The sequence below is a fragment of the Streptomyces sp. NPDC001933 genome (assembly GCF_042890955.1).
In the GTDB taxonomy this organism is placed as follows: domain Bacteria; phylum Actinomycetota; class Actinomycetes; order Streptomycetales; family Streptomycetaceae; genus Streptomyces.
In genome coordinates this window covers 220,870-233,810 of record NZ_JBIASS010000015.1, presented here as the reverse complement: position 1 = coordinate 233,810, position 12,941 = coordinate 220,870, and the positions used below count along the sequence as shown (strand labels likewise).

At 71.3% G+C, this 12,941-nt stretch carries 8 protein-coding genes; 4 read left to right on the top strand and 4 right to left on the bottom strand.

Annotated features, from left to right (window positions below):
• Positions 1-123: 123 nt before the first annotated feature.
• The 3 genes from ACFYY7_RS31510 to ACFYY7_RS31500 form a co-directional block, all read right to left on the bottom strand.
• Positions 124-357 carry a hypothetical protein gene (locus tag ACFYY7_RS31510; protein WP_388667139.1) on the bottom strand — a complete coding sequence of 78 codons (234 nt, stop codon included), beginning with the start codon at positions 355-357 and terminating at the stop codon, positions 124-126.
• Positions 354-638 (bottom strand): hypothetical protein, encoded by a 285-nt coding sequence (locus ACFYY7_RS31505; protein ID WP_388667136.1) that lies wholly within the window; start codon positions 636-638, stop codon positions 354-356. Before ACFYY7_RS31505 ends, ACFYY7_RS31510 begins: the two co-directional genes overlap by 4 nt.
• Before the next feature lie 94 nt (positions 639-732).
• The gene (locus ACFYY7_RS31500; RefSeq protein WP_388667133.1) at positions 733-1,296 is read right to left on the bottom strand and encodes a carboxymuconolactone decarboxylase family protein; all 564 of its coding nucleotides are present in this window, start codon (positions 1,294-1,296) and stop codon (positions 733-735) included.
• Positions 1,297-1,444: 148 nt separating this feature from the next.
• On the opposite strand from ACFYY7_RS31500, the gene ACFYY7_RS31495 reads away from it, so the two are divergent.
• Together ACFYY7_RS31495 and ACFYY7_RS31490 are read left to right on the top strand one after the other, a co-directional pair.
• Positions 1,445-1,885, top strand: a complete 441-nt coding sequence (locus tag ACFYY7_RS31495; protein ID WP_388667130.1) for a PPOX class F420-dependent oxidoreductase — start codon at positions 1,445-1,447, stop codon at positions 1,883-1,885.
• Between the two features lie 300 nt (positions 1,886-2,185).
• Positions 2,186-3,427 (top strand): MBL fold metallo-hydrolase, encoded by a 1,242-nt coding sequence (locus ACFYY7_RS31490; RefSeq protein WP_388667127.1) that lies wholly within the window; start codon positions 2,186-2,188, stop codon positions 3,425-3,427.
• A 167-nt stretch (positions 3,428-3,594) separates the two neighbouring features.
• On the opposite strand, the gene ACFYY7_RS31485 is transcribed toward ACFYY7_RS31490, so the two are convergent.
• Complete coding sequence (locus ACFYY7_RS31485; RefSeq protein WP_388667125.1) at positions 3,595-7,359, bottom strand: S8 family serine peptidase; 3,765 nt, start codon at positions 7,357-7,359, stop codon at positions 3,595-3,597.
• Between the two features lie 498 nt (positions 7,360-7,857).
• On the opposite strand from ACFYY7_RS31485, the gene ACFYY7_RS31480 reads away from it, so the two are divergent.
• Positions 7,858-11,259, top strand: a complete 3,402-nt coding sequence (locus ACFYY7_RS31480) for a PQQ-binding-like beta-propeller repeat protein (RefSeq protein ID WP_388667122.1) — start codon at positions 7,858-7,860, stop codon at positions 11,257-11,259.
• A 73-nt stretch (positions 11,260-11,332) separates the two neighbouring features.
• Complete coding sequence (locus tag ACFYY7_RS31475) at positions 11,333-12,622, top strand: hypothetical protein (RefSeq protein WP_388667120.1); 1,290 nt, start codon at positions 11,333-11,335, stop codon at positions 12,620-12,622.
• The last annotated feature ends 319 nt before the right edge of the window (positions 12,623-12,941 follow it).

The window sequence follows — 12,941 nt, the reverse complement described above, 5'->3', positions numbered from 1 at the left end:
CAACCGCACTCTCGCCACGGCGTCACCCTAGCGAATATGCCAGGCGCGGGAAGAGCGGGGGCGGAGCCGTCCACGACCCCGCCCCCCTTCCTCAACCGGCGCCCCGGGCGCCGGCCCGCGCCGTCAGCACCAGATGTCGGCGCAGCCGGAGTTGTACGCGTCGATCAGCGTCTCCGTCAGCGAGGCACCCGAGGCGTCCGTGACGGTGGATCTCAGATCGACCTCGGCGGTCCCGAGCGCCGGCACGGTGACCTTCAGCGGCCGTCGGCGCCACGGGCCGCCGTGGCCGGCTTCCAGCCGGTGCCGTCCGTGGCGTACCAGACCTTCAACGAGGCGATGGGCAGCGCCTTCGCTCACCCCTGCGCGGTGAGACCGACCGTGTAGTCGAGCGGCTTTCCGGGGTCGGCCGCGTTCTCGCCGGAGAGCGGAAACTGGTAATCGAGGTCCAGCAGCCGGGCCGGGGCGGCCGACTTCTCGCGCCCGGAGCGCAGCCGCCATTCGCTGGTGACCCTGGTCCCGAGCATCCATGTCACCGGGTCCGGCGACGTACGGGTGGCATCGACGGTCAGCCGGTACCAGCCCTTCTCGCGCGGCAGGTCGAACGTGGCGCATCCCGGTGCGGCATTGCGGGCCAGCACCCTTCCGCTGTCGTCCGCGATGGCGGGTGGCTGCCATGGCAGCCACCCGCCGCACGGGCCGAACCCGGGCGGAAGTACCGGCCGGGTTGCCGGGTCAGCGGTTCGCGGGGCGTTCCACCTCGCACCGGTCCTTGAAGCCCTGACTGGTCAGGCCGAGAGCGGAATTCGTCCGGGAGCGCATGTTCTCCACCGCGACCATCGTCGTGAGCTCCACGAACGCCGCATCGCCGAGCGCGGCCCGCAGCCGCTGCGCCAACTCGTCGCCGACCTCCGGCGGAGTGACGCTCATCGCCTCCGCGTACTCCATGACGTCACGCTCCAGCGGGGTGTACACCTCGCTCTCCCGCCACACCGGCACATCGCGCAGCTTGCGCGGGTCCATGCCGTGCCGGTGGTTCTCCCAGTAGCCGAAGTCCATGCACCAGCTGCAGCCGATGGTGGCCGCCGACGCCATCACGGCCAGCGCCTTGAGCTGCGCGTCCAGCTTCTTCCAGCGGCCCGCCGACAGCTCGAACCGGGACGTGGCCCACAGCACCCCGGTGTGGTGGGCGGCGGCCCGAAGCGGATCGATGACCTTGCCGAACGTCCGGTTCGAGTACCACGACACGGCGCGGAAAAGCAGAGTACGGGGCGGGTCGAGCGGGATTCGAGAGGTCATGGCCGGTCTCCTTCGGTACGGCTCCGATACCCCGGGGCGGTGCCACGGGGCCGATTGCACCGATGCGACGGACGAGGGGTACCCGGATGTGACATCACTGTCCGGGCGGATGCGGAATCCTGCGACGGGTACGGACGTTGGACCCGGCATGACGGGATTCGACGCAAAGCAGGAAGCGCTGCTGGGGTTGCTCGCCGAGGAGAGCGGCGGAGTGCTCGTGACACTCAAGCGGGACGGCAGGCCCCAGCTGTCCAATGTCAACCACTTCTACTACCCCGGGGAGCGGATCGTCCGCGTCTCGATCACCGACGACCGGGCGAAGACGAGGAACCTGCGCCGCGACCCCCGGGCGAGCTACCACGTCACCAGCGCCGACCGCTGGGCGTGGACGGTCGCGGACGCCACCGCCGAGCTGTCCCCGGTCGCCGCCGATCCGCAGGACGCGACGGTGGAGGAGCTCGTCGCGCTCTACCGCGACGTCCAGGGCGAACACCCCGACTGGGACGACTACCGCAGTGCCATGGTCCGGGACCGGCGCATCGTGCTGCGGCTGCGCATCGAGCACGTGTACGGGCAGCCGCGTGGCTGACGCGGCCCGGTCCGGCCGGCTGAGAGCGCCCGGCAGCAGGCCTCGCGGCGTCGCGGGGCTGGGGCACGCGCCTCGCGGCGTTGTCGTCAATCACCACGTTCCCCAAGCTCTCGGCTTCGCTCGAGCAGGGGAGGCCCCATTTGCCATGCTTCAATCCTCCGCCTTGCGATGCACGCACCCCAGCCCCGCTCCTTCACCCGCGCTGCCTACTGCCGGACGCTCCTACCCCGGACTCTCCGCTCTCGCACCGACGTACCCCCCGCCCATAATGAGACGAGACCGACTCCCCCAGGAGATGCTGTGACCGGCGCCGACCCCCTGCCTCCGCTCCGCACCCGGCTGCGCTCGCTGCGCCCCGCCGCATTCGGCGCGGACCCGGGCGGTGCCCGCATGGAGCGCATCCGCCGCTCGCCCAACTTCGCCGACGGGGTCTTCCAGAACCCGGTGGGGGCGCGGACCAAGCCGTCCGGATCGGCCCTGGAGTTCGCCAAGGTCTACTTCCGCAAGGAGGAGCGGGCACGCAGGGCACCGGCCGGCACCGTGCCCGTCCACGCCACCACCTACGCGGACCTCGCCGAGCCGCCCGCCACGGGGCTGCGGCTCACCTGGATGGGTCATTCCAGTGTGCTCGCCGAGATCGACGGCCGACGGGTGCTCTTCGACCCGGTCTGGGGCGAGCGCTGTTCCCCCTTCGCCTTCGCCGGCCCCAAGCGGCTGCACCCCGTCCCGCTGCCGCTCGCCGCGCTCGGGCCGGTGGACGCGGTGGTGATCTCGCACGACCACTACGACCACCTCGACCTCCCGACGATCCGGGCCCTCGCCGGCACGGACACGGTGTTCGCCGTCCCGCTGGGTGTCGGCGCCCACCTGGAGCGGTGGGGCGTGTCCACCGACCGGATGCGCGAACTGGACTGGAACGAGACCACGAACATCGCCGGGATCAGGCTGACCGCCACCCCGGCGCGCCATTTCTGCGGCCGAGGGCTGCGCAACCAGCAGCACACGCTCTGGGCGTCCTGGGTCGTCACCGGCCCCGAGCACCGGATCTACCACAGCGGAGACACCGGCTATTTCCCCGGTTTCGAGGACATCGGCGCCGAGCACGGCCCGTTCGACGCGACGATGATCCAGATCGGTGCGTACTCCCAGTACTGGCCCGAGAACCACACCGACACCACACCGCTCCCCGGGGCGTGGCCGGACATCCACATGACGCCTGCCGAGGGCGTGGAAGCCCACCTCGACCTGCAAGGACGCAAGCCCCACGGCGTGCTGCTGCCGATCCACTGGGGAACGTTCAGCCTGGCTTTCCACGCCTGGGCCGAACCGGCCGAGTGGACGATGGACGCCGCCGCCGGGGCGGGGCAGCCGATCGCCGTCCCCCGGCCGGGCGAACCCTTCGAGCCCGCGGGAACGCTTCCCCTCGATCCCTGGTGGCGGTCCGTGGCCGCTCCGCTCCGGCACCCCTGGCGCCGCGGTGAGGCAACGGGCGTTTCCCGGAGTCAGGACGAACGCGATCTCGACCTCGCGGGTGAGCGGTGACCCGGGGCAGGACGAGAGCCAGAACGCGATGACGCAGTCGTCCGCCGAGCCGACGGAGGCCGAATCGACGAGCGGCGCCGTCTCCCGGGTACAGGGGAGACGGCGCCGTCTGTCATTCGGGGGTGCGCCGCGTACGGCTCACCCCATGGCCCGGTGGCCGGAGCGCGTCACTTCACGCCGACCGCCCGGATGATCTCCTGGGTGACCTGGCCGCCCCGGTCGTCGCCGGCGGACGCGCGCAGCGAGACGAACTGCGCGTCGGCGGGCACCTTCAGGGTGCCGCGCCAGGCGGCCTTGTACCCGTCGCGGTCCAGGCCCACGGACGTCCAGGTCCGGCCGTCGTCATACGACACCTGGAGGGTGCCGTCGCTGATGGTCCCGGTGTCCGTCGCGCCCTTGACGTACTCGGAGTAGATCCCGACGGGCAGGCGCTGCCCGGCGCGGACGTTGCCCGCGAGGTCGGTGTCGACATCGAAGCCGAGGTTGAGCAGCGGAAGCACCGTCCACTTGTCGGCGGGCGTCGCGGCGGACTTGAAGGTCCACTCGGAGTGGCCCTTCGTGGACAGCTTCCAGCGCTCGGGGTCGAGCGCGGTGTCGGTGACGACCTTGTAGGTGTGCTCGGCCGGATCGGCTTTCCGCACGTACCCGGCCGAGCCGGTGCGCCGGTCGACGCGCGCCCCGTCGACGTAGACCTCGGTGGTCTGCTTGACCGAAGTGTCGTTCCACACGTCGCCGAAACCGGTGTGGTCGGGGCCGGAGTCGCCCCAGCCGGGGGTGTTGAACTGGAGGTCGTTCCCGGCCCGCTGCTGGCCCCAGGCGAGCCCGGTGCCGAGCCAGGGGTGCCAGACCGGCTTGAACCAGTCGACCTCACTGCGGGTGCCGCCCCGGTAGGTGATCAGCCCGCTGCGCTCCTCGATCCCGCGGGGCACGGTGATCACGGACTCGTGCCACTTCTGGCCGGGTCCCGTGGAGACGTAGGCGGTGCGCTCGGCCGGGTAGTCGATGCGCTCCAGGAGGCCGACGCCGATACGGAAGGTGTCGGTGATGGAGAAGCGGAACTCGCCGCCCCGGGTGGGCTTCGCCGCGTGGAACTTGTCGTCCAGCCGGGCGAGTTCGCTCTTCTTCGGGGTGTACGCCAGGTGGTCCGGGATGGCGCCGGGGTGGCCGTCGGACAGGTCGTAGACGTAGGGCGTGTTGCGGGTGCTCGTGAGCTTTACGCGCTTGCCGGACTTGGCCGCGGCCATCAGCCGGGCGCCGTCCGCGGCGTTGACCGTGGCGATGAGCATCGACCGGTCGGTGCGGTCGGCGTTGCCGAACCAGTTCATCAGCCGGCCCGGCTTGTCGTCCGTGACGAACAGGGTCCTGGCGCCCGCGTCCTCGGCCGCCTGAGCCAGCTCGACCGGCGAGATCGCGCCGGTGGCGCGGACGACGACGGCCTTGCCGCGCACGTCCTTGCCGGTGTAGTCGGCCGGTGCCCCGCTGCCCGCGTCGACGACGGGCACAGTGCTGCGGCTGTCGGTGACGGTGCTGCCGGCCTGGACGGTGGCATCGTCCAGCGGCCTGCCGCCCGCCTCGACCTCCAGGAGCGGCTTGCCGAGCCGCCAGACCGTGCGGTACTCGAAGGTGCCGTCGGTGACCTTGTCGGTGGGGGCGGCGAAGATGCTGTCGTAGGTCGGCGGCACCTGGACCGCGCCGAGCAGGTCGGCGCCGTTCGCCTTGCGGCTGTACTCCATGACCATCTGCCGGGTCTCGGTGCGCCGGTCGACCTTGGCGCTGATCTCCTTCAGCTGCCGCCCGTCCAGGGTGACCTCGCGGTCCTGGTCAAGGGCGATCTGGGGGGCGGCGAGGAAGCCGAGGCCGAGCGAATCGGCACCGTGGCTGCCGCGCACGTCGAGGTAGGAAGCCAGGCTGTACGCGCCCGGCTTCAGCCGCAGCGTCAGGGTGCCGGAGTCGCCGACATGCGCCGGCAACGGGTCGCTGCCCTCGACGAGTTGCTGCAGCGCGACGTATGCGGCGGTCGGGGCGCCGTCGCGGTCCTTGACGTGGACGGTGAGCGTGTACCGCTCCTCCTCCTTCACCAGGCCGAAGGCGGTGTGTGCGACGGGGGCACCGTCGGCGCTCGCCACGATCTGTCCGCTGGTGTTGCCGACAGTGGCCTTCGCGCCGTCACCGGTCACCGTGGTGGACGCGGTGCCGTGCGCGGGCACGGTCAGCGACGTGTCGGCGAGCGAGACGACGCCGTCGGGAGCGCCCTGCGCGGCCAGGCTCAGCTCGACCGGCTGGTCCGAGGAGTTGGAGTAGGTGAGCGTCCTGGTCACCGGCTTGTCGTCCGCGTAGGGCCAGCTGTGGAAGCCCAGGTCGGCGCTGCCGGTCGCGGTGATCCGCGCGTCGATCGCGGCGGGCACGGAGACCCGGCCCGCACCCAGTGCGTACGCGGACGCGCCGAGCTGCTTCGAGGTCGACATCAGCGCGTCCTTGAGCTGCGCGCCGGTCCAGTCGGGGTGCTTCTGGGCGAGCAGCGCGGCGACGCCCGCGACATGCGGCGTCGCCATCGACGTACCGCTCAGCGAGGTGTAGTAGCCGCTGCCGCTGATCAGCTGGGAGCGGGCGGCGAGGATGCTCACGCCGGGCGCGGACACGTCGGGCTTGAGGGCGTTGTCGCCGGTGCGAGGGCCCTGGCTGGTGAAGGACGCGGCCCGGTCGGCGGAGTCGACGGCGCCCACGGTGAGCGCGGAGTCGGCGGCGCCGGGTGAGCCGATCGTGCCGGGGGCGCCGGCGTTCCCGGCGGCGATGACGAAGAGGGCGCCGGTCTCCTTGGAGAGCGTGTTCACGGCCTGCGCCATCGGGTCGGTGCCGTCGCTGCCCTCCGATGAGCCGAGGCTCATCGAGACGACCTTGGCGTGCACGTCCTGCGAGGCCCACTCCATCCCGGCGATGATCTGCGACTCGCTGCCGAAACCCTGGTCGCTGAGGACCTTGCCGACGGCGAGGGTGGCGTCGGGCGCGACACCCTTCTCCTTGCCGTCCGACGCGGCGCCGGTACCGCCGACGGTGGAGGTGACATGGGTGCCGTGTCCATTGCGGTCGGCGACCTCCTGCCCCTCGATGAAGCTCTTCGACCGGGAGACGCGTCCCGCGAGATCCGGGTGTCCGGCGTCGACGCCGGTGTCCAGCACGGCGACCGTCACTCCCTTGCCGGTGAGTCCGGACTCCCAGGCCTGCGGCGTGCCGATCTGCGCGTTGGACTCGGCCATGTCGCCCTTGACGCGCCCGTCGAGCCAGACCTTCTCGATACCGTCGGCGAAGCGCGCCTCACCCGAAGTCGCGGTGCGCGCACCGGACTTGGTGGCATGCGGAGCCACGGACCGCCAGAATTCGCGCTCCTGGCCGGCGCGGACCGCAGCCCCGTCGAGGCTGGGCAGGGACCGCACCTTCTCGGCGCCCTGCGGCACACTCGGAGCCGTCCGCGCGTTCCTGCCGTAGGTGACGATCAACGGCAGCCCGTCCGCCGCGCCTTCGTCTCCGTCGGCGAAGCCCTGGCGTATCAGCTCGGTCACGTCGAAGAGCCGCGCGTCGAGGGTGCCGGCGCGCAGGTACGGCAGCGCCTCGTCAGGGGTGACGGTGACGTGGCCGTTCGCCGACTCGGTGCGGACGGCTCCGGTGGCGTCCTTCGGGCGGTCCACGCTGACCGTACTGCTGCCCCGGCCGAGGTCGGTGACGGTGACCTTGTCGCCGGTGACGAGAGTGACGGTGTGGGTGGCGTGGGCGGTGGCCGTGAGGCGTGCGGCTTCGGCGCTGGTGTGCGCGGCTGCCTGGCTGCCGCCGTCCGGTCCGGCTGCGGCTGCCTGCGCTGCCATACCGGCCGGCAGCAGGATGAGTGCGAGCCCGGCCGACATCAGCCCGGCTCTGCGTTTCGGGGGAACTCTTGTCATGGATCCCTCTCTTCATCGGACTCGGGAGAGGGTGATTCCCGAGTGCTGCGAAGAGTGTGGTTGGCCGGTGTCGCCCGGTCCAGGGCAGATCTTGGCGGGGAGGGCTCATGTCGGCTTCCCGCCAGCACCCGCTGCGATGTGCGGCCACACGTGAATCGCGCACCGGATGGACGGCACAAGTGCCTTCCAGGCCAATGTACTTGGCGGCAGGCGGGTGGAATGCGGGAGTTCCGCCCGATGGGCAGCCTGCAGGTGGAGTTGTGATGCGGAAGGCGGCCGCACCCGGCCGGTGCGGTCGTCGGACCACTCCACGGACCGGCCGCCACCGGCGGCACGCACAGGCTCTTGCGCTGCGCGGGGTCGAGTCCGTGTTCCCGACGCCGGGCGGCGCCGCCGTGGGTGGCCCCGTACACCCTCGCATGAATTTCCGTGGGCCCTTCGATGAAGATCGCTCTTTACCGATTGGCAGGCTGTCCGGTCGAACTAGCCTCCTGGCCCATGAGATTTATCAGCAAAGCAGCAGGTCTAGGCCTTGCGCTGCTCTACCTCGTCCTGGGCTTCTGTACGCAGCCCGCTGCGGCGCATGTGTCGCCGCAGCACGGCGAACTCGTCATCTCCACCAAGAACGACGTCACGAGCGGGCGTCTGATCATCCACCGTGACGTGGCGTCACCGCAGAACGCGGGCGCCTGGGCCTCGAATCTGCTGAGCGCCTCCGGTTGCCCCGCCACCGGCTCCGGCGTCGCCGGAGACTCGGGCGGCGTCCCCGGCGGGGTCGTGGTCGAGCTCGCGTGGAACTGCCACGTCGACAAGCTCGACCTGAGCGCGATGCTGAAGCAGGGCGGGCTGACCCAGGTCGTCGCCGAGTTCGACGGCACCACGGCCAATGCCAACGCGCAGACCCCCGTTGTCGACGCGTCGGGCGCCCACGCGCTCCCCGCCTTCCCGTGGGCGGAGGTGTCACTCGGCGTCGCGCTGGCCGCCGCGCTGCTGCTCGCGGTGTGGCAGATCCGCACCGGACGACTCCGGCTCGCCCGGCCGGCCGCCAAGGCCGGCGTCAGCCGCAAGCCGGTGAAGCTGGCCACCATCGGCGTGGTGGCGCTGTCCTGCCTGGCCCCTCAGGTGGCAACGGCCGCGCCGCTCGCGCAGGCGGCAGCGGCGACAGCGAACACGGTCACCGGCACGGTCTTCAAGGACACCAACGGCAACGGCCGGCACGACGCGGGCGAGACTCCGATGTCCGGGGTCGATGTCACGGACGGCTCCGTCTGGACGACGACCGGCCCCGACGGCTCGTACAGCCTGCAGATGGACCCGACCCGCCGGGAGACCGACCTCGTCAGTGTCGTCTCTCCGAACGGCTACACCCCGGCACTGCGTGACGACTACGTCCCGCAGTTCTTCCACAGGGTTCCGGAGGACGGCGGCTCCGGCATCGACTTCGCCCTCGTGCCGGACGAGAACGCTGCCGACCCCCGTGAGAAGTGGGTGATGAACTCCGACATCGAGGTGTCCAACACCTCGGACGGCGCGGCGCGTTCCACCCTGCCGCAGTGGACCGGGCAGGTCGAGACGATGTCCGAGGTCGACGGCGCCACCATGGCCATCGCGACCGGTGACAACACCGTGACCGACTACGCGGACGAGCCGCGCCGCCAGGCCGGATACGACATCCTGCGCAAGGGCCTGGCCGATGGCGGGCTCGGCATGCCCTTCTACCCCGTCGTCGGCAACCACGACGTCGGCGGCACCGCCACCTCGCAGGGCTACGGCGGCAGCCTGGAGTACTACCGCCGCAACCTCGGTCCCGAGTGGTACAGCTTCGACCGCAACGGCCGGCACATCGTCGTCCTCGAGGACAACTACGACTCCAGCGGCCTGAAGCCGCAGCTGGAGTGGTTGCGCGAGGACCTCAGGCGCCACGCGGCCGGCAAGCAGGTGCTCGTCTTCGCACACCGGTCCCTGTTCACCGTGTGGGGACCCGGCGCCGGCATGCAGCCTACTGTCGACGAGCTGTCCAAGTACGATGTGCGGCTCTTCGCCGCGGGCCACAACCAGCAGGCCGAGTACCGCCGTGGTGCATTCGACCGCTCGGTCGAGGTCAACAACCAGGGCACCTACGGCATCGACGGTTCCCACCCGGACTTCAAGATCCTCGACTTCAAGGGCATCTACGACGACCCGAGGACAGGGCGGAACGAGGACACCGGCTATGTCATGGGCACCCACCGCCAGTTCGATGTCCACGACGCGGTCGCGCTGGTCAGCCCCGCCCAGGGCAGTGTGCACGGCAACAGCGCCGGAATCCCGATCGAGCTGTACGCCGAGGACGCCGGGCGAACCCCTGCCACGGCCTCGCTGACCATTCGCGACTCCCGCGGCCACATCCGCTGGCACAAGGACCGGATGGGGTTCGGCGCCAAGGCCCGCAGGACCGGTGTCGAGAACTGCTACGAGGCCCCCGGTGGTGCCACCGAGCCCTGCCCGGCCGCCCGGACCTCCTGGACCCGGGCCGGCGGCAGCCTCCCCGGCATGAAGCCGGGCACCTACACGGCCGCGATGACCGCGGTCGACACCCGGGGCAAGGCGTGGCCCACCGTCACCAACACCTTCACGGTGAAGCCCGAAGGCAAGATCGCCGCGCCGAGGACCGGCCAGGACTGGCTGCGTCAGGGCCGCGACGAGGCGGGCCGCTCCGACAGCGGCGACAACCCCGGCACCGAGCTCGACCTGCAGTGGGCGGCCAACACCGGCGAGCAGTTCAACCTCAACGGTTCGGTCGTCGTGGACGGCAAGGTGATCGTCTCCTCCAGGGCGTTCGACTCGCCGCACCACATGATGCTGGCCTACGACATCGAGTCCGGCCGCGAGATCTGGCGCACCTATCTGGACGGTGACGCCGAGTCGGTACCGGCCTACCACGACGGCAAGGTCTACATCACGACCGCCGTCGGCCGGATCTACGCGCTGGACGCCGAGGACGGCCATGTCGTCTGGCAGAAGATCGAGGACGAACAGCAGCACGGCGAGACCGTACGCCGGTACGGCCGGGCCGGTGGCCCGGTCACCGTCTTCGACCTGAAGGCCGAACCGCGCACGGTCGCCGTCTACCAGAACTGGGACAGGATCGAGTGCCGTGACGCCAGGACCGGAGACCTGCTGGGCGGCTTCGGGGGAGCGGCGAGCTGGGGCCAGTTCCACAGCACGGCTGTCCGGCAGCCCGGCTCCGACATCGCCTACCTGCACAGCGGATCCAGCAACACGGTGGTCGCCATGGACCTCGTCGGATGCAGCCAGCTGTGGGCGAAGGACACCAACGGCGACATAGCCAGTCACTCCTCCCCGGCCCTGACCGACCCGGCCACGGGTACCCCGCAGCTGGTGACGATGACGAACAGCGGCGTCCGCGGGCACGACCTCAGCACCGGTGAGGTCCTGTGGCAGGCCCCGCTGGGCGGCGGCAGCGCCTGCGAGCCCGGCCCGCCCCCGCTGACCAGCCCCGCGATCTGGGGCAGCACCGCCTACGTCGCCGGCCGTGACGGCGTCATCCGCGCCTACGACACCGGCGCGGCCCACCCGGCGGAGCCGATCTGGGAGACCGAGGTCGGCTACCAGCCAGGCAGGAGTCCGCTGGACGACAAGTGGAACGTCGCCAAGGGGTGCACCGAGGGCCCCGGATCGCCCACCGCGCACGCTCTGGTCACCAAGGACCTGGTGTACGCGGGTACCCGCGACGGCCGCCTGGTCGTCCTGGAACGCACCACCGGCAAGCTGCTGACCGAGTACAACCTGGGCGCCGGCGTGGCCTCGGCGCTCTCCGTCAGCGGTGACTACGTCTTCGCTCTCACCGACGACGGCACGCTCCACGCCCTGGCCGCCCGCCACTTGCGCGAGCACTGATCCACCGTCCGCGAGTCGCCTCCCCGCCAAGGGAGGCGACTCGCGGCGCTCCACTCCCGACGGGACCATCACAGTGCACACCCTCCGCACCACCCGCACCCACGCCGCCCGTTTCCTGCTGATCGGCCTGGCCGCCGCACTGACACTGCTGGGCGCCGCAGGCGCGGCCGAGGCGCACCCCTTCGGCACCCCGCCGGTCGCCCAGGTCAAGGCCGACGGCCGTAGCGTCGAGATCACCTGGTCCGCCCAGCAGGACGACCTGGACGTCCTGCACCAGGCGGCCGAGGGGGACGAGGCGGCCTATCTCGGCTCGCACATCACCGTGCGCCAGGACGGACGTGAGTGCCGACCGGGCAAGGCGGACACCCTGCAGCTCGCGAGCAGGGGCGCCGTGGTGCGATACCGCTGCCCCGAACCCGTGGACACGATCGCCCTCACCATCACCGCGCTGACCGACGTCAACCGCGCCTACCGCACCATCTCGGTGACGGAGAAGGGCGGCGGCGGCCTGCACACGGCGAGCGCCCCCACCCATACCCTGACCCTCGGCGGAGCCGACAGCTCCGCCACCGCGTCCGCGGCGACGACGAGCGTGTGGACCACAGACCTTGCGGCACTGCTGGACCACGGAGCCGCACTGCCACTGGCCCTTCTCGTCTCGGCGGCGGTGGGCGCCTTCCACGCCTGTGCTCCCGGTCACGGGAAGTCACTCGTGGCCGGGTACCTCGTAGGCGGCCGGGGCAGGGCACGGGACGCACTGTGGCTCGGCGCCATTGTGGCGGTCATGCACACGGCATCGGTCACCGCACTTGCCCTGGGCTGGTGGCTCGCCGCCCAGCACGCACCTGACGTCGCCGCGGTGACGAACTGGCTGCAGTTGATCGCGGCCCTGGTCGTGGTCGCCGTGGGCGTCGGCCTGCTCCGGCGTCACCTGATCAACCGGAAGCACGGCCACGGCCATGGTCACCACCACGGGCACAGCCATGAGCACCACCACGACCACAGCCACCACATCCCGACGACCACGTCCTTGCTCACCTGGCGTGGCATCCTGCTGCTCGGCACGTCCGGCGGCCTGCTCCCCTCCCCGTCGGCATTCCTCGTGCTCCTCGGCGGACTGCTGACGGGCCGGGTCGGCACGGCCGTCGCGATGGTGTTGGCGTTCGGCGCCGGCATGGCGCTGACCCTGACCGGCGTCGGCCTTGCGGTACTACGCGGTCGCGACGTGTTGCTGGCCCGCGCGGCGTCCTCGTCCGCGTTGCGCGCCTGGAGCACCCGCGTCCCGTTCGTCGCTGCCTGGGCCGTCGTCATCGGCGGCACCGTGGCAGCGGCCGTCGCCACCGGAGAAGTCCTCGCATCGTGATCCGGGACCACGAGCCGGACCCGCCGATCCTCACGTCCAGGATCACCGCCCTGCTCAGCATGACGGGCCCGCACCCCGCGGTGTTCGGTGCGGCGCGGCCCAGGCGCGGCGCGGCCCAGGCGCGGCGCGCGTACCTCTTCCGACGCCATGACGCTCACGGTCAAGGACCTGGAGCCGGGAGACGCGGCGCTGCTGCGGTCGGCCTGAGGGCCGCCGTCGTCCGAGGGACCCTCGCTCACGCGGGGCGAGCGCACGGACGGGCATGACCTCACACGGCCCGGCCCGTCCGGCACGACCGGACGGGCCGGGTCGTTTCGTG

Coding starts and splice junctions, on each gene's coding strand:
- ACFYY7_RS31500 (WP_388667133.1), bottom strand. CDS start 1,296: ATGACCTCTCGAATCCCGCTCGACCCGCCCCGTACTCTGCTTTTCCGC.
- ACFYY7_RS31495 (WP_388667130.1), top strand. CDS start 1,445: ATGACGGGATTCGACGCAAAGCAGGAAGCGCTGCTGGGGTTGCTCGCC.
- ACFYY7_RS31485 (WP_388667125.1), bottom strand. CDS start 7,359: ATGACAAGAGTTCCCCCGAAACGCAGAGCCGGGCTGATGTCGGCCGGG.
- ACFYY7_RS31480 (WP_388667122.1), top strand. CDS start 7,858: ATGAGATTTATCAGCAAAGCAGCAGGTCTAGGCCTTGCGCTGCTCTAC.